This window comes from Streptomyces sp. NPDC004629 (genome assembly GCF_042873595.1).
Classification (GTDB): domain Bacteria; phylum Actinomycetota; class Actinomycetes; order Streptomycetales; family Streptomycetaceae; genus Streptomyces.
In genome coordinates, this window is record NZ_JBIALO010000007.1 from 152659 (window position 1) to 171780 (window position 19122).

Below are 19122 nucleotides of genomic sequence, written 5' to 3' on the forward strand. Positions count from 1 at the left end.
TCCTAGGGCCGCGCCCCTACAGCGTCGCCGCCAGCTCCGTGCCCTGCCTGACGGCGCGCTTGGCGTCCAGTTCGGACGCGATGTCGGCGCCGCCGATCAGATGCGCGTCGCGCCCGGCGGCGACCAGCCGCCGGTACAGGTCCCGGCGTGGCTCCTGCCCGGTGCACAGGACGACGGTGTCGACCTCCAGGACCGTGCCGCGCCCGTCGACGGTGATGTGCAGCCCGGCGTCGTCGATGCGGTCGTAGCGGACGCCGGGCACCATGGTGACGCCGCGCCGCCCGAGTTCGGCGCGGTGGATCCATCCGGTCGTCCTGCCGAGGCCGGCGCCGACCTTCGTGCTGCTGCGCTGGAGCAGGTGGACGGTGCGGGGCGGGGCGGGCCGCCGGGGCGCGGTCAGTCCGCCGGGCGTCCGGTAGTCCGGGTCGACACCCCAGTGCCGGAAGTACGTCGCCGGGTCTTCGCTCGCCCGGTCGCCGCCGTCGGTGAGGTAGGCGGCCACGTCGAAGCCGATGCCGCCCGCGCCGATGATCGCTACGCGGTCGCCGACGGGGGCGCCGTCGCGCAGCACGTCCAGGTAGCCGACGACGCGCGGGTGGTCGACGCCTAGGATGTCGGGGATGCGCGGGGTGACTCCGGTGGCGACGACGATCTCGTCGTACCCGACGAGATCCTCGGCCCGCGCCCGGGTGCCGAGCCGTACGTCACCCGCTGTTCGTCGAGCCGGTGGCGGAAGTAGCGCAGCGTCTCGTCGAACTCCTGCTTGCCGGGCACCTTGCGGGCCACGGTGAGCTGTCCGCCGATCTCGCTCGCGGCGTCGAACAGCGTGACGTCGTGGCCGCGTTCGGCCGCGCCGACGGCGCAGGCGAGCCCCGCAGGTCCGGCGCCGACGACGGCGATCCGCTTGCGCAGCCGGGTCGGGGCGAGGACCAGTTCGGTCTCGTGGCAGGCCCGCGGGTTGACCAGACACGAGGTGATCTTCCCCTCGAACGTGTGGTCGAGGCAGGCCTGGTTGCAGCCGATGCAGGTGTTGACGGTCTCGGGGCGGCCCGCGGCGGCCTTGGCGACGAAGTCGGGGTCGGCCAGCATCGGGCGGGCCAGCGACACCAGGTCCGCGCCGCCGCCGGCCAGCAACTCCTCGGCCAGTTCTGGGGTGTTGATGCGGTTGGTGGCCACCAGCGGCACGGCCACCTCGCCCATGAGCCGCCGGGTGACCCAGGCGTACGCGCCGCGCGGCACCGAGGTGGCGATGGTCGGGATCCGTGCCTCGTGCCAGCCGATGCCGGTGTTGATGATCGTCGCCCCCGCGGCCTCGACGGCTCGGGCGAGCGTGACGACCTCGTCCAGCGAGGAGCCGCCCGGGACCAGGTCCAGCATGGACAGCCGGTAGATGATGACGAAGTCCTCGCCGACCGCCTCGCGCACCCGGCGGACGATCTCGACGGGCAAGCGCATGCGGTTCTCGTACGGGCCGCCCCAGCGGTCGGTACGGTGATTGGTCCGCGCGACGATGAACTCGTTGATCAGATAGCCCTCGGAGCCCATGATCTCCACGCCGTCGTAACCGGCCCGGCGGGCCAGGCGGGCGGCGCGCACATGGTCCTCGACGGTCCTGACGACATCGGCGTCCGTCAGCTCGCGGGGCGGGAAGGGGCTGATCGGCGCCTGGAGGGGGCTCGGCGCGACGAGGTCCCGGTGGTAGGCGTATCGCCCGAAGTGCAGCAGTTGCAGGGCGATCCGGCCGCCCTCGCGGTGCACCGCGGCGGTGACGACGGCGTGCCGCCCGGCCTCCTCCTCGGTGGTGAGCTTGGCGCCGCCCTCGTAGGGCCGTCCCTCCTCGTTGGGCGCGATGCCGCCGGTGACGATGAGCCCCACTCCCCCGCGCGCCCGGGCGGCATAGAACTCCGCCATCCGCGCGAACCCGCCCTCGGCCTCCTCCAGGCCGAGGTGCATGGAGCCCATGATCACGCGGTTGGGCAGTGTGGTGAAGCCCAGGTCGAGGGGGCTCAGCAGATGCGGGTAGCGGCTCATGGGCCCGGCCCTCCGTGCGGGGGATGGTCGTCCCAGTTGCAGAGGACGGCCGGCGCTTTATGCAACTAGTTGCATAAACGAGGAGGGGTGAGCCGCGCCACGGACGACGCCCCGGTCGGCGGGCGGCCGGCCGGGGCGTGCGGGTGAAGGGACGTCAGCGGCTCTCCAGCCGCAGATGCAGGTCCCGTTCCTGGTCACCGGAGGCCGTACAGGTCTCCTGGACGGAGAACAGGGAACCCAGGGTGGTGCAGAACCGGTCGACGGCCCAGTAGCCGCCCTGGACGTCCGCGAGGACGGGCGACCTGAGCGGGGCGGGCGGTGCGGGCACCTCATGGGCGTCCGCCACGTCGTAGGTGCCGAGCCACACCATGGGACGCGTCTCGTGGAGCTGCTGCGGCACCTCGTCGGCACCTCGGTCGGACGTGAAGCAGGCCCTCAGGGCGTCGAACACGATCCGGGCGTCCTCCTTGGAGCACCCGCTGATCTCCACCGTGACGGATTCCGGGTGCGACCGCTGCATGTTCTTCATGATCGCTCCTCTCGTGGCCGCGCTGCGGTGGAACGGGGGTACCCCGCGCAACCGCGCCCATCCCTCAGCAAAGCACCACCCGCCGCCGAGCACTACCGGTGCCCGGCGGCGCACCGGCGCGCAGGTTCATCCGCGGGAGAACCGGTACGTCTTGCTGTCCGTGAGCACACAGAAGCCGGGCGAGACGACGATCACGCGCAGGGTGCCGGTGCGCCGGTCGTAGTCGATGCCCTCCGCCTCGAAGCTGCCGGAACAGGCGCTGCGCAGCGGGAGTTGACGCAGCGCCGTGACATGGCCGGACACGTCCGACGTGCCGTTCGGCTCGGCGGACAGGTCGATCTGCAGGAGCGGCTTGGTGACGCCGAAGAGACTGCCCTCGGGGTCGTCGGACGAGCACAGCAGGGTCGTGGGTCCGGAGAAGTCGCAGCCCTGGACGTCGCGCACGGCATGGTCCAGGTTGACGGTGGTGGCCCGCGGAAGGTTCGCGGACGGCGACGTGCCCGGGTTGACGCCCGGGGTCGGGAAGACCAGGAGGCGGCTCATCGTGCCGTACTCGCCCGCCAGCATCCACTGCCCGTCCGGCGAGACGGCGACCCAGGAGTTGTTCAGCGCCTCGCCGGGATCGAGGGTGTGCACGTACTCGGACCAGGCGCCGCCCGGCGCCTGGACGCGGAACATCTTGGTGGTGCCGGAGTCCCGCTGGTAGGGCTCGATGTAGTAGCCGTCGTAGGAGGCGTCCGGGTCGCCCACATGGTTCCAGCCGCGGGTGGCCACGGCGAGCGGGATGGTGCCGATGCCGGTGTACCGGTTGGGGCTGCCGGACGGGATCTCGACGGAGGTCAGGCCCTGGCTCTCGGTGAGCGGGTCGGCGCGGTCGGAGCCGGCCTCGGTCCAGGTGTCGGCGGCGGAGGCGGGCGGGGCGGCGGACACGGACACGACGACGGCGGCGGCGAGGGCGATAAGTCCGGTCAGGACTGCGTGACAACGTTGCCGGGCGGACACGGGCATGGATGCCGACTCCTCGGTGGTGGGGGGTGGCTGGCGTGTTCGGCGGACAGTCTGGCCCGAGCGCGATGGGCATGTACAGACCAATGGAGGAACGCGGGGGTGAACACGCGCGTGGCGATCCGTGAACGGACTGATCGACTGAACGGGTGAGCGAGTGAACCGGTGATCGTCGGGCAGCGATGCGCGACCGGCACCGGTGGCCGACGATCCGGTTGCTGGTCGGTTCGCCGTACACGGACCCCCGTGTTGAGGGATGGTGGAGATAGCGGACGGCGGCGTCGGAGAGTCGGGTGTGGGCGCGGAACACATGGGGAGCCGGCACGGGTGGTGCTGTGCCGCAAGGACGGTCTAAGGCGGTGCGTGCGATGAGTGCAGCCGAGGCTCCCGTGGCCGAGGGCGGCGGCCCGGTCCGGCCGAGCGGGCTGCTCGACGTGCTGGGCGTGGCCTCGGTCGTGCTGGACGTCGAGGGGCGCATCGTGCTGTGGAGCCCCCAGGCGGAGGAGCTGTTCGGCTACTCGGCACGGGAGGCCCTCGGCCAGTACGCGGCCCGCCTGATGGTGCACGACAAGCACATCGCACTGGTCCGGAAGCTGTTCGCCGATGTGATGGCGACCGGCCGGAGCTGGGCCGGCGCGTTTCCCGTCCGGACCAAGGACGGCGGCACGCGCCTGGTCGAGTTCCGCAACATGCGGCTGACGGACGACCGGGGCGACGTGTTCGCGCTGGGGCTCGCGGCCGACCGCTCCACGGTGCGCCGGCTCGAACAGGACGTGGCCCTGTCGGAGCGGATGGTCACGCAGTCACCGATCGGGCTGGCCGTGCTGGACACGGAGCTGCGGTACGTCTCGGTCAACCCGGCGCTGATCCGGATCAACGGCATCCCGGCCGAGGAACTCCTCGGACGCATGCCGCACGAGGTGCTGCCGCTGCTGGACTCCGACGCCCTGGAGAACGCGCTCCGCCGGGTCCTGGAGACCGGTTGCCCGCTGGTCGACCAGGCCACCGTGGGCCGGACGCCGGCCGACCCGGGCCAGGAGCACGCCTGGTCCGTGTCGCTGTACCGGCTGGAGGACGCCATGGGCCGGGTGCTCGGCGTCGCGGCGTCGGTCGTGGACATCACCGAGCAGTACCGGGCCCGTGTCGAGACCGAGGCCGCGCGGCGCAGGCTGGCCGTCGTCGCGGACGCCTCCGCCCGCATCGGCACCACCCTGGACCTGAACCGCACCGCCCGTGAACTGGCCGACGTCGCCGTGCCGGAACTGGCCGACATCGCCGCCGTGGACCTGCTCGACGCCGTCGTCGAGGGCCGCCGCAGCACCCTCGGCCCGGCCGAGTCCGCGGTGATCCGGCCCCTCGCGGTCCGCGCGGAGCGGGAGACGGACGCGCTGCGGGCCGCCGACCCGCCGGGTGAGCCCGTACGGTACGCCCCCGACCGGCTGGTCACCGCGTGCGTACGCACCGGAAACCCGGTCGTCGTGCCGCGGGTGACGGACGGCGACCTCGACCGGATCGCCCGCTCCCCCGAGGCGGCCGCGCTGCTGCGCCGGGCGGGCGTGCACTCCTACCTGGCGGTGCCGCTGATCGCACGCGGCGAGGTGCTGGGCGCCCTCGACCTGAAGCGTGCGGGCAATCCGCTGCCCTTCGGCGAGGACGACGTGCTGCTGGCCCGGGAGCTGGCCGCCCGCGCGGCGGTGCAGATCGACAACGCCCGCTGGTACCAGAACGCCCGGGACACCGCCCTCACCCTGCAGCGCAGCCTGCTGCCCGGCCGGCCGGCCGTGACGACCGGCCTTGAGGTCGCCTCCCGCTACCAGCCGGCGGGCGCCGCCGTCGAGGTCGGCGGCGACTGGTTCGACGTGATCCCGCTGGAGGGCGGCAGGACCGCGCTCGTCGTGGGTGACGTGATGGGCAGCGGCATCGGCGCGGCGGCCACCATGGGCCGGCTGCGCACCGCCACCGCCACCCTGGCCTCGCTCGGCCTCGACCCCGACGTGCTCCTGCGGCACCTCGACAAGATCGCCGCGGGTCCCGACCACTCCATCGCGACCTGTGTGTACGCCGTCCACGACCCCCGGCTGGGCCAGTGCCGCATCGCCAACGCCGGGCATCTGCCCCCGGTCCGGGTCCGCGCCGGGCAGCCGCCGGAACTGCTCGCGCTGCCGACCGGTGTGCCGCTGGGCGTCGGCGGTGTCGCCTTCTCCACCACCGCCGTCGACTTCGCCCCCGGCGACCGGCTGGTCTTCTACACCGACGGCCTGGTGGAGACCCGACGGCACTCGCTGGACGAGCGGCTGGCCGCGTTGCTGGCCCTGCTGGAGGGCCCGGACCGCCCGCTGGAGGACGTCTGCGACCTGCTGCTGCAGACGCTGCACCACCCCGACAACCACGACGACGTGGCGCTCCTCATCGCGCGCTCCCTGGATCCCGGGACCGCCGGTGAGCGGTGAGCGGTGAGCGGTGAGCGGTGACGCACGGTCCCGCCGCCGAGCACCGCCCGCCCGGCCACCGCGCCGAGCACCGCCCCCGGTCCCGGCCGCCTAGGGGCCGACCCCGATCACCACGTGCGCGTGCAGCTCCGCGCAGACCGCGAGGGAGGTGGTCAGACCGGCGCGGGCGAAAATCAGGGCGGCCTCCTGTGCCTGCTGCTCGCTGGTCTCGATCAGGAGGCAGCCACCGGGGGCGAGCCAGTCGGGCGCGGCGGTGGCGACGCGGCGCAGCACGTCCAGGCCGTCCGCGCCGCCGTCGAGGGCGCGCAGCGGCTCGTGCTCCCGAGCCTCCGCGGGCAGCAGCCCCACCTCGCCGCTCGGGACGTACGGCACGTTCGCGGCGAGGATGTCGACGCGGCCCCTGAGCGTGCGGGGCAGCGGCTCGAACAGGTCGCCCGCATGGGCGTGTCCGCCGTACTCGGCGAGGTTGCGGCGGGCGCAGCGCACCGCGGCCGGGTCGACGTCGGCGGCGTGCAGTTCGACCCGGCCGAGCGCCGCGGCCAGGGCGGCGCCGACGGCGCCGGAGCCGCAGCACAGGTCCACGACGACCCGGGCGCCCGGCGAGCGGGCGAGGGCCTGGTCGACAAGGAACTCGGTGCGGCGGCGTGGCACGAAGACGCCGGGTTCGACGGTGATCCGCAGTCCGTGGAACCCGGCCCAGCCGAGGACGTGTTCGAGGGGCAGTCCGGCGGCGCGCCGGTCCACCATGGCGCTGAGTTCGTCCGGGGTGCGGGCGGTGGCGAGGATCAACTCCGCCTCGTCCTCGGCGAAGACGCAGCCGGCCGCGCGCAGCGCGGCGACGACGGTGGAGGGGGTGAGCAGGGGCATGGAGGCCGAGAGCCTTTCGGTGACCTGGGGCCGAAGGGCGCTCCCGCGGGCACCGGTTACCGGCGACGCACGCCGCGGTGAGGGGTGAGCACCCGAGCTGACACAGCGGTAATGGGTCTCACCTCCTTCAGGGCACGGCCTGGACGTTCCACGGCCGGACGGCCACCCTACCCCAACGGTCGGACACCGACGGCCGCTTCGGGCCCCCGGGGATCTCGCCCGCTCCCCCGCCGCCCCGGACTGAACGGGTCACGGTCAGACCGGCACGGCCTCCCGGCCGTCCGCCAGGCGCTGCGGCACCCGGACCGCGAGGAACACGGTTCTGCGCCGCAGCCGGAAGCCCAGCGACTCGTAGAGCCGGATGGCGTTGGTGTTCTCCGCGCTCGCGTGCAGGAACGGCGTCTCGCCGCGGGCCCGGATGCCGTGCGCCACGGCGAGGATCAGCCGGGTCGCCAGGCCCTCGCCGCGGAAGCGGGGATCGGTGCAGACCGCGCTGATCTCGGTCCAGCCGGGCGGGTGCAGCCGCTCCCCCGCCATGGCGATCAGGGCCCCGCCGCGGCGGATGCCGAGATAGGTGCCGAGTTCGACGGTGCGCGGCAGGAACGGGCCCGGCTTGGTGCGTTCGACCAGGTCGGTCATCTCGGGGACGTCGGCGGGCCCGAGGCGGACCGCCTCCGCGTCCGGGGCGGCGGTGAGTGAGTCGTCGACCAACTGGACACCCGCCATCCGGAAGGTGACCTCCCATCCCTGCGGCACCTGTCCGCGAAAGCCGGCCAGCGGCACCTCGGCGCCCGGACCGGCGAGCGCCGCGAGGTCCGCCCAGTCGTCGGCGTCGGGATCGTCGGGCAGCGCCAGCCACGGGGACACCTCGGCCGGGTAGCGCAGCACTCGGCCGCGGCGCTCGGCGAAGCGGGTGTGCGGGCCGGTCAGCGATGCCAGGGCCGGGTTGTCGAGGACGTGTCCGGTGCCGGCGCCGGCCGGCGGGTTCGGTTCGCTCACCGGGCGACCTCGATCACGATCTTGCCGCGGGCGTGGCCGTCCTCGACGGCGCGCAGTGCCGCTGCGGCCTGTTCCAGCGGGAAGGTCCGGGTGACGTGCGGGTCGAGCACGCCGGTCAGCACGAGCTGAGCCACCGCGTCGAGCACGGCCGCGGTGCGGGCCCGGGTGACCCGGGCGCCGCCCAGCGCGGCGACGGTCTCGGGCGGGGCACCCGCGGTGATCAGCCGGGTCCGGTCGGTGAGCAGGGCGGCCACCTCGGTCAGCACCTCGCCGCCGACCAGGTCGTAGACGGCGTCGATCCCGTCGGGCGCGGCGGTCCGTACCCGGTCGGCGAGGTCCGGGCCCGAGGGCACGTGCACGGCGCCCAGCGACTCCACGAAGTCCTTCTTGCCCTCGCCCGCCACGCCCACCACGCGCACCCCGAGGGACCGGGCGATCTGCACGGCCGCCGCGCCGACGCCGCCGCCCGCCCCGGTGACCAGCAGCGTCGCTCCGGTGGGCAGGTCGAGCTGGCGGATGCCGTCGTAGGCCGTGGCCGCCGCGACCGGCAGGGTCGCCGCGTCGGTGAAGGACAGCCCGGCGGGCTTGTGCGCGGTGACCGCCGCGGGCAGCAGCGCGTACTCGGCGTACCCCCCGGCGACGGTGTTGCCGAAGACCTCGTCGCCGACGGCGATCCCGGTCACGCCCTCGCCGACCTCCGCCACGACGCCGGAGACCTCGCTGCCGAACACGGCAGGGAAGGCGCGTTCCGCGACGTCGCCGGGGCGGCGCAGGCCCTCGCGCAGCTTCCAGTCGACGGGATTCACCCCGGCGGCGCGCACCGCGACCAGTACCTCTGCGGTGCCGGGCCGGGGCCGGGCGACATCCGTGAACGCCTCGGTCTCCGGCCCCCCGTACCGTGTGAAGACGTACGCCTTGGGCATTTTTTCCTCACTCTCCTTGCGCTGTCACCGGCGTACCGGTGCCGGCACTCAGCGCCAAGGACGGGCGTGCGGCGGCTATTCCCCCTCCGGCGCGCAGTTCACGAAGCCGCAATGTTCGGGGGACTGACCTGGGACGGAGCACGGCCGGCGGCGGCGTTACGGTTGCCTCATGAATGTCACCCGAGGCTTCACCGGGCGTCCGCGCGTCCTCGATCCGGGACTGCCGCCCGGCCAGTACGACGCGGGGGACGACTGGCCCGTGCTCTCCGCGGAGGTCACCCCGGACCTGGCGCCCGCCGACTGGTCCTTCCGCGTGGACGGGCTGGTGGCCGAGCCGCACACCTGGGACTGGGACGGGGCACACGCGCTGCCCGCGTCCGCCTACGAGGGTGACATCCACTGTGTGACCGGCTGGTCGAAGTTCGGGGTGCGGTTCGGCGGTGTGTCACTGGACTGCTTCCTCAGTGTGGTCCGGCCCCATGGGTCCGCCACCCATGCCGTCGCGTTCTCGCACACGGGCTACACCACGAACCTGCCGCTCGCCGATCTCACCGGCGGGCGCGCCTGGATCGTCTGGGAGTACGACGGCACGCCGCTGGCGCCGGAGCACGGTGGCCCGGCGCGGCTGCTGGTGCCGCACCTGTACTTCTGGAAGAGCGCCAAGTGGATCGCCGGTCTCACCCTCCTCGACCAGGACGAACCCGGTTTCTGGGAGGGCAACGGCTACCACGCGCGTGGCAACCCCTGGGAGGAGCAGCGGTACTCCGGTGACTGAGACCTTCGCTCCCCGCACGCGCTTCGCGGTGCCCGGACGCATCGTCGTCGGCCGTCAGGCGGCGTCGGTGTGGCAGACGGCCACCGTCACCGAGGTGCGGCGCGAGACCCCGCGCGCCGCCACCTTCCGGCTCGCGGTGCCGCACTGGGCGGGGCATCTGCCCGGCCAGCATCTGATGCTGCGGCTCACGGCCGGCGACGGCTATGTGGCGCAGCGCCACTACTCGATCGCGTCGGCGCCGGACGACTCCGGGTACATCGAGCTGACCCTGGACCACATCGAGGGCGGCGAGGTGTCCGGCTGGTTCCACACGGTGGCGAGGCCCGGGGACACGGTCGAGGTGCGCGGCCCGCTGAGCGGCTTCTTCGCCTGGCCGGGCGACCGTCCGGCGCTGCTGATCGGCGCCGGGTCCGGGGTCGTACCGCTGATGTCGATGGTCCGGCACCACCGGGCGCGCGGGCTCACCGTGCCGCTGCGGCTGCTGGTGTCCGCGCGCCGTCCCGAGGAGCTGATCTACGCACGGGAGCTGGGCGCCGAGACCACCCCCGTGTTCACCCGGAGCGCACCGCGGGGTGTGCCGGTCGGACGTCTGGCGGCCGCACATGTGGCGCCGCTCCTGGCCGAGCAGCCGTCCGGTGGGTGGGAAGCCTATGTGTGCGGCTCCAACGGGTTCGCCGAGCATGCCTCGCGGCTGCTCGTCGAGGCCGGTCAGCCGGTGGACCGCATCCGCATCGAACGCTTCGGCTGAGGCGGGGATTGCCGCTCCTCGGACGGGTCGGCGGGTCGGCCCCGTCCCGGGTCGACGTTCCCTGGGTGCGCGGCCCCTCCCGCGGGCCGCTCCCGCGGGCCCGGTTCGGGGGCGCGTCCGCGGGTGTCGAGCGCCGCGGCGGGCTCCCTCGCCACGACCGCACCGTCCCCGATGGGCGCGAGGTGGGCGAGCCACACCGAACGGGGTACGAGAGCGGTGTGGGCGCTCGCAGGCGTGGGCGGTGCGCGGACCGCGGCGGCAGGATGCCGTCAGATGGCCGGCTCCGGTGACGGCGAGGAGGTCGACATGCGGGTCCTGGTGCGTGGCCGGCACCGGCGCGGCAATCCCTTGCGGCGCCGGTCGGACGTCGTGGAGGCGTGGACGGCGCTGGGTGTCGCCGTGCTGCTGGTCGTGGGCGTGCCCCTGGCCGGGGTGTGGGCGGGTCGGTGGGCCCACGACGAGGCGGCGGCGATCGCCGCGGTGCAGCGGGCCGACCGGCACACCGTGCGCGCACGGGTGGTCGGGGGCGCGGCCCTGCCGCTGCCAGCGACCGAGGACGGACAGGCGGGCGCCCGCCGGGCCATGGTGCGCTGGACGGAGCCCGGTGCCCGGGAGCGCACGGCCGTGGCCCGCGTCCCGGCGGGCGCGCGCACCGGGCAGGTGGTGGACGTCTGGTTCGACTCCCGCGGACGCGGCGTCGGCGCGCCGCCCGACGACACCGCGGTCCGGCAGCACGGTGTCGTCGTCGGCATGTGCGCGGCGGGCGGAGCGGCGGCGGTGATCCTCCTCGGCCACGGGGTCGCGCGCCGTGTCGCGCTGCGCCACCGGCTGACGGAGTGGGAACGGGAGTGGGCCCGCACCGGCCCGGACTGGAGCCGCGGACGGACCTGAATCCGCCGGCCGCACCGACCGCGGGCCGGGCGCCCCACCCGCGGGACCGGTCGCCTCGCCTGCGCGACCGGTAGGCCCGGTCGCCCGGCACGGTCACCGGCCCTCCCGGGCGGTCGGCCGCCGTCCACAGCAAGCGGTTCCTGCGGCTTGACCAGGGGTTCGACGGGGCGGTCACGGGGGCCGGCGGCCCGCGCACGGCTCTGGCGATCGCCGCGACCACCGACGTACGGTGTGATCGCCCGCGCTCACCCTTCACAAAGGCGGCTGCCGATGGCCCTGTTCGACCTACCGCTCGACGAACTCCGTGCGTACCGCAGCCCGTCCGCGGAGCCCGAGGACTTCGACGCCTTCTGGTCCAAGACACTCCAGGAAGCGCGCGAACACGACCTCGACGCCCGCTTCGAACCGGTCGACACGGGTCTGTCCACGGTGCGGGTCCACGACGTGACGTTCGCCGGGTACGGCGGCCATCCGGTCAAGGGCTGGCTGGTGCTGCCCGCCGACGCCGCCGAACCCCTGCCGCTGGTCGTGCAGTTCGTCGGCTACGGCGGCGGTCGCGGGCTGCCGTACGAGCATCTGCTGTGGGCGTCGACGGGCCGTGCGCACTTCGTGATGGACACCCGCGGGCAGGGCAGCGGCTGGGGCGGCGGGGGCGGCACCGCCGATCCCGTGGGGGCGGTGCCCGCGTACCCGGGGTTCATGACCCGGGGCGTGGACGCGCCCGAGAACTACTACTACCGGCGGGTGTTCACGGACGCCGTGCGCGCGATCGAGGCGGCCCGGTCGCATCCGCTGACGGACGCCTCACGGACCGTGGCGGTCGGCGGCAGCCAGGGCGGTGGCATCACGCTCGCCGTGGGCGGACTGGTGCCCGACCTGGTGGCCGTCGCCCCGGACGTGCCGTTCCTGTGCGACTTCCCGCGGGCGACGAAGCTGACGGACCGTCACCCCTACCGCGAGATCGGCCTCTACCTCAAGACGCACCGCGGGCGCTCCGCGGACGTGCTGCGCACCCTGTCCTACTTCGACGGCGTGCACTTCGCGGCCCGGGGCCGGGCCCCCGCCCTGTTCTCGGCCGCGCTGGAGGACCAGACCTGCCCGCCGTCCACGGTGTTCGCCGCGTACAACGCCTGGGCGCACGACGACAAGTCGATCGAGGTGTACGAGTTCAACGACCACGAGGGCGGCGGCCCGTTCCAGGACGCGGCGAAGGTGCGCTGGCTGCGCTCGTACGCCTGAGCGCGGGGCGCCGCGCTCCGGTGCCGGGCCGTTCAGGACGGCCGCCGGGCCACGACCAGGCGGGCGCGGGGGCTGCCGTCGGCGCGCCGGCCGAACTCGGGCAGGGCGTACAGCCGCGTGCCGAAGCCGGCGCGCTCCAACTCGTCGAGCACGGTGCCGAGTCGGAAGGCCCGGTAGTACATGACGAACGGCGGGCGCCATACGGCGTTGCGCACCCGCATCACCGTGTCGAAGCCCAGCAGGATCCAGAACCAGGCACTCGTGGGGCGGGGCGGGGCGAGCACCGGGAACGCGAAGCCGCCGCCCGGCCGCAGCACGGAGTGGACCTGCCGGAACAGCCCCGGCAGTTCGCGCGGCAGGAAATGACCGAACGCGCCGAAGCTCACGACCAGGTCGAAAACGGGGGCGAACGGCAGGGCACGCGCGTCACCGCGCACCAGGTGGCGGCGCGGCCCCGCCGGGTGGGCGTGCCGGGCGGCCACGGCGAGCATGCCGGCGCTGAAGTCGACACCGGTGACGCTCCGCCGGCACACCCGCGCCAGCATCTGTGTCCCGGCGCCCGTGCCGCAGCACAGGTCGAGCCCGTCGTCGAACGGGCCGAGCCGGCCGAGCGCCGTGGCCACGGCCTCCAGGATGTCGTCCGGGGTGCGGAAGGGGGTGTGGTCGAACTTCGGGGCGAGCAGGTCGTAGCCGTGCTCGACCGACGACAGCGCCTGGACGGCGAGTTCGCGCAGGCTGGGACCCTCGGGGCGGAACATGCGCTCAGCCTAGGGGTACGCGCCGGTTCAGCGCCGCTCGTACGCGTGCACACCAGCGCGGGTGCGCCTCCTCTCGACCGGCGAGCGGGCCGCGTCCGGGTCGCCCTCGTCCATGGCCTGGATCTTGATCGGCGGCTCGTCGCGGATGGCGGTTGGCCCGGCGGGGTGGCCCAGCGGCGAAGGCGCGCAGCGCGACCTTGATGCCGTCAAGGCGAGCCAGTGGTCCGGGACGGTGGGTGCCTGTTCCGTGGACGCTGTGAGGGGCGGTGCGCCGTGCGGCGGCGCCACCGGAGGGCGGCGGGCCGACGCACGGCCGGGCGAGCGGCACCGGCACGGGCATCGGCGTCCGTGTCGACAGCGGTGACCGCGGGCGCGGTGTCGATGTGGGAGGCGCCGGTGCGGCGGGCGGACGGGCCGGTTCGGACGGTGTCGAAGGCGGTCATCGGGTTCTGACGAACAGGGCCGGACGGAATCGACACAGCGTGCAGGACGTTTCTTTCAGCGGCGTCGCGCAGCGCGTGGTAAAGTTCCGGCAGCACTTGTGTACGCCCCGTCGTGGGCGCCGGTGCACTTCTCTTCAGTTGTTCTCTCCTCGGTTCGCCGATGCGGCCGCCGTCTTCCGTTCGGAGCCCCGGCTTCCCGCACACCTCGTCGGCAGTGGCCGTGGCCCTGCCCTCGCCGAGGTGTCGTCCGCCGCCCAGGCGCGCTCGCGCGCCCTCCTCGCGGCTCTCTCCCTCCCTTTCCTCCCTTTCCTCGCCCTTTCCTCCGCCTGATGCCAGGCCCCGCGTCCGTGAAAGGACCACCCACATGACCGTCACACTCGAACACCCTTCGCTGCCCGCACAGCCCTCGGCCGACCGGTCCGTCACCGGTGTCCTCGACATCGACGCGCAGGGAAAGGGCCGGCTGCGGGCCGAGGACTGCCTGCCCACACCGTCCGACCCGCAGGTGCCGGCCGCGCTGATCGGCCGGAACGGCCTGCGCAAGGGCGACCTCGTCGAAGGGGTCCGCGGGCCGCAACGCGCGCTCACCGCCGTCGACCGCGTCAACGGCCGCGCACCCGCAGAGCAGCGCGGCCGGCCCCACTTCCGCGACCTCACCCCCCTGCATCCGCACGAACGGCTCCGGCTTGAGCACCCCGCCTCCGGGCAGGCCGGCCGGGTCGCCGATCTGTTCACGCCCGTCGGCAAGGGCCAGCGCGGGCTCCTGGTGGCCCCGCCGAAGACGGGCAAGACCGTGCTGCTCCAGCAGTTCGCCGCCGCCGTCGCCGGCAACCACCCAGAGTGCCGCCTCATGGTGGTACTGCTCGACGAGCGCCCCGAGGAGGTCACCGAGATGCGGCGCTCCGTGCACGGCGAGGTGTACGCCTCGACCTTCGACCGGTCGCCCAAAGAGCACATCGCGCTGGCGGAACTCGTGATCGAACGGGCCAAGCGGCTCGTCGAGGACGGCGCGGACGTCGTCGTCCTGCTCGACTCGCTGACCCGGCTGTGCCGGGCCCACAACAACGCGGCGGCCGGCAGCGGCCGCACCCTCAGTGGCGGCGTCGACGCGGCGGCGCTGCTCGGCCCCAAACGGTTCTTCGGCGCAGCCCGCCAGGCCGAGGAGGGCGGCTCGCTCACCATCCTCGCCACCGCGCTGGTGGAGACCGGCTCCCGCGCCGACGAGTTCTTCTTCGAGGAACTGAAGAGCACCGGCAACATGGAGCTGCGCCTGGACCGGCAGCTCGCCGCGCGCCGCGTCTTCCCGGCCGTCGACCTGCCCGCCTCCGGCACCCGCCGCGAGGAACTTCTCCTGACGCCCGCCGAGTTGACGGCCGTACGCGGCCTGCGCCGGGCCCTGCGGGGCAGGGACGGCGGGCCGGCGCACGTGGAGACCCTGCTGGAGCGGATGCGGGAGACCCCCGACAACGTGACGTTTCTGCGCCGCGTCCAGCCGACGCTGCCGTCCGGGTGAGCCGTCCGGCCGAACGCCCCGGCGGGGCGGGCCGCCAAAAGCGCAGCGCGCGCACCGCGGCGCGGCGGCCGACGTGCCGGACAGGTGTCCCGGTCCGCACGGGCGATGACGGGCCGGAGGTGCCCCGTGTGAGGCATCCGGGTTGCTCGCGGACTCCATGCGGCCCAGGCAGCGCGCGCCACGGCAGCTCCGTTCCTACGTTTCTCATATGGAAATCGGACCTTCTTCCCGGTGGGTCGTGTCGGCCTGCGCCCTCTGTGTGGCGGGCATGCTGACCCTCACGCCCACCGTGGCCGTCGCCCAGCCGAGAACCGCCGCCCCCTCTCCGTCGGGCGCGCCCGAAGCCGCGGTGCCCGAGCCCTCGGTGCTCTTCGGCGACGGCACCCAGGTCAGACCGCACCGCGACGCGCCCGAACTGCCGGACCTCACCGCGCTGTCGTGGCTGGTCGCCGACGCCGGCACCGGCGAGGTACTGGCCGCGCACGACGCGCATCTCAAGCTGCCGCCGGCCAGCACCCTGAAGACGCTGTTCGCCCTCACCGTGCTGCCGGTCCTGCCGGGCGGCGCCCGGCACACGGTGACCGCGAAGGAGCTGGCGGACATCGGGCCGGGCAGCAGCCTGGTCGGCATCCAGGAGGGAGAGAGCTACCAGGTGTCCGACCTGTGGCGCGGCGTCTTCCTCAGCTCGGGCAACGACGCCGTGCATGTGCTGGCCTCGCTGGGCGGCGGCTGGGATGCCACGGTCACCCGGATGCAGGCCAAGGCCCGCGCCCTGGGTGCCCGCGACACCCAGGTCGTCTCGCCCGACGGCTACGACGCCCCCGGCCAGGTGTCCTCGGCGTTCGACCTGGCCGTCTTCGGCCGGGCCGGACTGCGCAACCCCGACTTCGCCCGCTACTGCTCCACCGTGTCGGCCGGCTTCCCGGGCCTCGGCGGGTCGTACGGGATCGAGAACACCAACCGGCTGCTGACCGGCGCGGACGGCGTGGAACGCTACCCCGGCCTGCTCGGCATCAAGAACGGCTACACCAGCGATGCCGGCAACACGCTGGTGGCCGCCGCCCACCAGGGCGACCGCACCCTCGTGGTGACCGTGCTCAATCCCCAGGAGGACGACGGCCTCACCGTCTACGAGGAGGCACGCGCGCTGCTGGACTGGGGTTTCGCCGCCGCCGGGCGGGTCGACCCGGTCGGCTCGCTGGACGCGTTGCGGGACAAGCCACGGCCGGCCGCGGCCCCGTCGGCCGCGCCGTCCCCGGCGGCGGTCGCCGCATCCGTGCCCGACACCGACTCCGGCTGGTCGGAGACCGGCGTCATCGCGGGCGTGGCCGGGCTGGGCGCGGGCGCCGTGGCCCTGGCGCTGCGGGCCAAGAACCAGCGGGGCGCGCGGGACTGACCCACCGGCAGACCGAGCAGCAGGCCGAGCGTGATCCAGGTGTAGAGGTTGCTGCCGAGGAACCCGTCGACGCCGGAGGCGTCGTCGAACCACAGCCACACCACGCTGGTGCACAGCACCGCGTACAGGGCGGCCGCGATCCGCGGGTGTCCGGTGCGGACCAGCACCGCGAAGGAGGGCAGCAGCCACACCAGATGGTGCACCCAGGTGATCGGGCTGACCAGGCAGGCCACCAGACCGGTGAGGGCGAAGGCCGCCGTCCACTCCCCGGCCGCGGCGGCCCGGCGTGCCCGCCAGGCCCACACGCACAGCACCAGCAGCACCGCCGCCGCCCACAGCGGGCGGCCCGTCTCGCCGAGGCGGGCCAGCACGCCCTGCACCGACTGGTTCGAGACATAGTCGAGGCGCCCCACCCGGGTGGTGTCCCACAGCGCCTCGGTCCAGTAGAAGCGCGAGGCCCGCGGGTCCACCCAAGCCGCGAGGGCGGTGGCCGCGAGAGCGACGGCCGTCGCTCTCGCGGCGGCCCGCCGGCGGCCGGTCAGCAGCAGCAGGCCGATGAAGACGGCGGGCGTCAGCTTGACGGCGGCGGCCAGGCCGATCCCCACGCCCGCCCAGCGGCCTCGGCCCGTCGCCAGCAACCGGGCGTCGACCAGGACCAGGGCCAGCAGCAGCAGGTTCACCTGGCCGAAGCTGAAGGTGTCGCGCAGCGGTTCGAACAGCACCAGCAGGCACGCGGCCAGCGACCAGCCGAACCAGCCGTGGCGCCGCCAGTCCGGTCCGGCCAGCAGGCGCAGCACGACGGCCAGCGCGCCGAGGTTGAGCAGCAGACAGACCGCGATGGCGGTGTGCGGTCCCAGCAGGGCCATCGGCAGCATGGCGACCGCCGCGAACGGCGGGTAGGTGAAGCCGTACGGCGTACCGGGGACCCGGTAGTCGTAGAGCCCGCCGCCGTGGTGGACCCAGGCGTCGACCGCCCCCTGGTACACCCGCAGGTCGAAGAAGTCGCGCAGCAGCGGCACGGTGGCCGTGAACGCGGTCACGGCGGCGGCGAGGACCAGGACCAGCAGCAGCCGGCCCCGTTCGGTGCGCGGCGGCCTCATGCGGCCCGGCCCAGCGCCGGGGCCTGTGCGGCCTGGTGGGCCTGCCACAGCACCACCACGGCGAGCACGCCGCCGGAGACGGCGAGCAGCAGTTGCCCGGTGTCGGCGGGGGCTCCGCTGGGCAGCACGGCCAGGGCGAGCGCGGCCGTCACCGCGGCCACCCGGTGCCGCACCTCGGTGCTGGGCGCGGCGGCCGCGATCAGGAACAGACCCCACAGGGCGTACCAGGGGCGGATCGCCGGGCCGAAGGCGGCGACCACCGCGAGGCTCAGACCGAGCGCGTACACCGGGCGCGGGCGCAGCCGCAGCCAGATGAGCAGGACGGCGACGGCGGTGGCGGCGAGGCCGAGCGTGTGCCAGAAGGGGACGGCAAGCGGCGCCAGATCGCTGCCGAGGTGGGCGAGCAGCGCGCCGGTGGCCCGGCCCAGCAGGCTGGTGAGCGCCCAGTTGTGTGAGGAGACCGGGGTGTCGAGGGCGCCTATCCAGCCGTATCCCGTACCGGCCACGGCCGTCGCGAGGACCGTGGTCGCCCCGGCCGCGCCCGCCGTGGTCAGCAAGGCACGCAGCGGACCGCGGCCGGCGCGCGCCTGGAGCACCACGACGGCGAGCAGGCCGAGCGCGGCGGGCGCCTTGACCAGGGCGGCCAGTGTGACCAGGACGGCGCCGACGGCGGGCCACCGGCCGAGCGCCGCGACCAGGCCGGCGCCGAGCAGACCGAGCATGATCGCGTCATTGTGGGCGCCCGCGACCAGGTGCAGCAGGACCAGCGGGTTGAGGGCGCCGAGCCACAGCGCGGCGGCCGGGTCGGCGCCGCTGTGCCGGGCGAGCCGGGGCAGCGCCGCCGCCATCAGCGCGACGCCGAGGAGCGCGACGAGGCGCATGCCGACGAGCCCGGCGGGCAGTTCGCCGCCGGTCACACCGGACAGGGCCGAGGCGACGGCGAGGAAGGCCGGGCCGTAGGGGGCCGCGGTGTTCTGCCACACGGGGGCCACCTCGTCGGCGAGCGGGCCGCCGAACTGCGCGGGCCCGTACGAGTAGACGTCCATGTGGGCGTCGACCATGGCGCCCTGTGCGAGATAGCTGTACACGTCCCGGCTGAACAGCGGCGGGGCGAGCAGCAGCGGGCTCGCCCAGATCACGAGGACCAGCAGCAGGGCGCGCGGGCTTGGCGGTTCCGGGCCGCGCACGACCCGGCCGAGCAGCGCCCAGGCCGCGATCAGCAGGACGACGCCGAAATACACCCCGACCAGGCCGAGGGCCGCCCTCGCCGAAGCGGGGGCCAGGAGGTCCCGGACGGGCAGGGCCCCGGCGCTCTCACCACCCAGCGCAAGGAAGGCGGTACCGGCCAGGCCGAGCATCTGGCAGCGGCGGAGATCGACGGGGAAAGCCATGGCCAACACTCGGCAAGCGTGTCAACGCCGGGTGGCCGCGAGGCGACGGGCCACTCACCGGGGG

The 19122-nt window shown here is 74.3% G+C and carries 14 protein-coding genes and 2 pseudogenes; 7 read left to right on the plus strand and 9 right to left on the minus strand.

Going from position 1 to position 19122, the window contains the following annotated elements:
- Window positions 1-16: 16 nt before the first annotated feature.
- The 3 genes and pseudogenes from ACFYTE_RS12840 to ACFYTE_RS12850 form a co-directional block, all read right to left on the minus strand.
- Window positions 17-2031: pseudogene (locus ACFYTE_RS12840) on the minus strand (FAD-dependent oxidoreductase).
- A gap of 154 nt (window positions 2032-2185) precedes the next feature.
- Window positions 2186-2560 (minus strand): hypothetical protein, encoded by a 375-nt coding sequence (locus ACFYTE_RS12845; protein WP_388708735.1) that lies wholly within the window; start codon window positions 2558-2560, stop codon window positions 2186-2188.
- A gap of 126 nt (window positions 2561-2686) precedes the next feature.
- Window positions 2687-3568: a hypothetical protein gene (locus ACFYTE_RS12850; RefSeq protein WP_388708738.1), complete on the minus strand. Its 882-nt coding sequence runs from the start codon at window positions 3566-3568 to the stop codon at window positions 2687-2689.
- A gap of 365 nt (window positions 3569-3933) precedes the next feature.
- On the opposite strand from ACFYTE_RS12850, the gene ACFYTE_RS12855 reads away from it, so the two are divergent.
- Window positions 3934-6015 carry a SpoIIE family protein phosphatase gene (locus ACFYTE_RS12855; protein ID WP_388708741.1) on the plus strand — a complete coding sequence of 694 codons (2082 nt, stop codon included), beginning with the start codon at window positions 3934-3936 and terminating at the stop codon, window positions 6013-6015.
- Window positions 6016-6105: 90 nt separating this feature from the next.
- Here ACFYTE_RS12855 and ACFYTE_RS12860 read toward each other — a convergent pair whose 3' ends face one another.
- From ACFYTE_RS12860 to ACFYTE_RS12870, 3 genes are all read right to left on the minus strand, one after another.
- Window positions 6106-6882, minus strand: coding sequence for a putative protein N(5)-glutamine methyltransferase (locus ACFYTE_RS12860; protein ID WP_388708744.1), 777 nt, complete (start codon window positions 6880-6882; stop codon window positions 6106-6108).
- A 255-nt stretch (window positions 6883-7137) separates the two neighbouring features.
- Entirely contained in the window at window positions 7138-7881 is a 744-nt protein-coding gene (locus ACFYTE_RS12865) for a GNAT family N-acetyltransferase (protein ID WP_388708747.1), read from the minus strand.
- Window positions 7878-8804 carry an NADP-dependent oxidoreductase gene (locus tag ACFYTE_RS12870; RefSeq protein WP_388708749.1) on the minus strand — a complete coding sequence of 309 codons (927 nt, stop codon included), beginning with the start codon at window positions 8802-8804 and terminating at the stop codon, window positions 7878-7880. The genes ACFYTE_RS12865 and ACFYTE_RS12870 overlap by 4 nt, the downstream gene beginning before the upstream one ends.
- Before the next feature lie 169 nt (window positions 8805-8973).
- On the opposite strand from ACFYTE_RS12870, the gene ACFYTE_RS12875 reads away from it, so the two are divergent.
- From ACFYTE_RS12875 to ACFYTE_RS12890, 4 genes are all read left to right on the plus strand, one after another.
- Entirely contained in the window at window positions 8974-9579 is a 606-nt protein-coding gene (locus ACFYTE_RS12875; protein ID WP_388708752.1) for a sulfite oxidase-like oxidoreductase, read from the plus strand.
- Entirely contained in the window at window positions 9572-10327 is a 756-nt protein-coding gene (locus ACFYTE_RS12880) for a ferredoxin reductase (RefSeq protein ID WP_388708754.1), read from the plus strand. Before ACFYTE_RS12875 ends, ACFYTE_RS12880 begins: the two co-directional genes overlap by 8 nt.
- A gap of 273 nt (window positions 10328-10600) precedes the next feature.
- Entirely contained in the window at window positions 10601-11218 is a 618-nt protein-coding gene (locus ACFYTE_RS12885) for a hypothetical protein (protein WP_388708757.1), read from the plus strand.
- Window positions 11219-11488: 270 nt separating this feature from the next.
- A complete protein-coding gene (locus tag ACFYTE_RS12890) occupies window positions 11489-12457 on the plus strand; it encodes an acetylxylan esterase (protein WP_388708758.1) in 969 nt (322 codons plus the stop codon).
- 32 nt (window positions 12458-12489) lie between these two features.
- Here the strand turns inward: ACFYTE_RS12890 and ACFYTE_RS12895 are convergent, their stop codons facing one another.
- Window positions 12490-13215 carry a class I SAM-dependent methyltransferase gene (locus ACFYTE_RS12895; RefSeq protein WP_388708761.1) on the minus strand — a complete coding sequence of 242 codons (726 nt, stop codon included), beginning with the start codon at window positions 13213-13215 and terminating at the stop codon, window positions 12490-12492.
- 807 nt (window positions 13216-14022) lie between these two features.
- Between ACFYTE_RS12895 and rho the strand changes: the two genes are divergently transcribed.
- Window positions 14023-15171 carry a transcription termination factor Rho gene (gene rho / locus ACFYTE_RS12900; protein ID WP_388708764.1) on the plus strand — a complete coding sequence of 383 codons (1149 nt, stop codon included), beginning with the start codon at window positions 14023-14025 and terminating at the stop codon, window positions 15169-15171.
- Between the two features lie 268 nt (window positions 15172-15439).
- Window positions 15440-16264, plus strand: a pseudogene (locus tag ACFYTE_RS12905) (D-alanyl-D-alanine carboxypeptidase family protein); the annotation flags it as partial.
- Between the two features lie 35 nt (window positions 16265-16299).
- Here ACFYTE_RS12905 and ACFYTE_RS12910 read toward each other — a convergent pair.
- Window positions 16300-17667 (minus strand): glycosyltransferase family 87 protein, encoded by a 1368-nt coding sequence (locus ACFYTE_RS12910; protein WP_388708766.1) that lies wholly within the window; start codon window positions 17665-17667, stop codon window positions 16300-16302.
- On the minus strand, window positions 17664-19058 hold the full coding sequence (gene mptB, locus ACFYTE_RS12915) for a polyprenol phosphomannose-dependent alpha 1,6 mannosyltransferase MptB (protein ID WP_388708768.1): 1395 nt from the start codon (window positions 19056-19058) through the stop codon (window positions 17664-17666). Before mptB ends, ACFYTE_RS12910 begins: the two co-directional genes overlap by 4 nt.
- Between the last annotated feature and the right edge of the window lie 64 nt (window positions 19059-19122).

What these genes read in the sequence shown, in the direction of transcription:
- ACFYTE_RS12845 (WP_388708735.1), bottom strand. Translation starts at nt 2,560, where the DNA reads ATGAAGAACATGCAGCGGTCGCACCCGGAATCCGTCACGGTGGAGATC.
- ACFYTE_RS12850 (WP_388708738.1), bottom strand. Translation starts at nt 3,568, where the DNA reads ATGCCCGTGTCCGCCCGGCAACGTTGTCACGCAGTCCTGACCGGACTT.
- ACFYTE_RS12855 (WP_388708741.1), top strand. Translation starts at nt 3,934, where the DNA reads ATGAGTGCAGCCGAGGCTCCCGTGGCCGAGGGCGGCGGCCCGGTCCGG.
- ACFYTE_RS12860 (WP_388708744.1), bottom strand. Translation starts at nt 6,882, where the DNA reads ATGCCCCTGCTCACCCCCTCCACCGTCGTCGCCGCGCTGCGCGCGGCC.
- ACFYTE_RS12870 (WP_388708749.1), bottom strand. Translation starts at nt 8,804, where the DNA reads ATGCCCAAGGCGTACGTCTTCACACGGTACGGGGGGCCGGAGACCGAG.
- ACFYTE_RS12875 (WP_388708752.1), top strand. Translation starts at nt 8,974, where the DNA reads ATGAATGTCACCCGAGGCTTCACCGGGCGTCCGCGCGTCCTCGATCCG.
- ACFYTE_RS12885 (WP_388708757.1), top strand. Translation starts at nt 10,601, where the DNA reads ATGGCCGGCTCCGGTGACGGCGAGGAGGTCGACATGCGGGTCCTGGTG.
- ACFYTE_RS12890 (WP_388708758.1), top strand. Translation starts at nt 11,489, where the DNA reads ATGGCCCTGTTCGACCTACCGCTCGACGAACTCCGTGCGTACCGCAGC.
- ACFYTE_RS12895 (WP_388708761.1), bottom strand. Translation starts at nt 13,215, where the DNA reads ATGTTCCGCCCCGAGGGTCCCAGCCTGCGCGAACTCGCCGTCCAGGCG.
- rho (WP_388708764.1), top strand. Translation starts at nt 14,023, where the DNA reads ATGACCGTCACACTCGAACACCCTTCGCTGCCCGCACAGCCCTCGGCC.
- ACFYTE_RS12910 (WP_388708766.1), bottom strand. Translation starts at nt 17,667, where the DNA reads ATGAGGCCGCCGCGCACCGAACGGGGCCGGCTGCTGCTGGTCCTGGTC.
- mptB (WP_388708768.1), bottom strand. Translation starts at nt 19,058, where the DNA reads ATGGCTTTCCCCGTCGATCTCCGCCGCTGCCAGATGCTCGGCCTGGCC.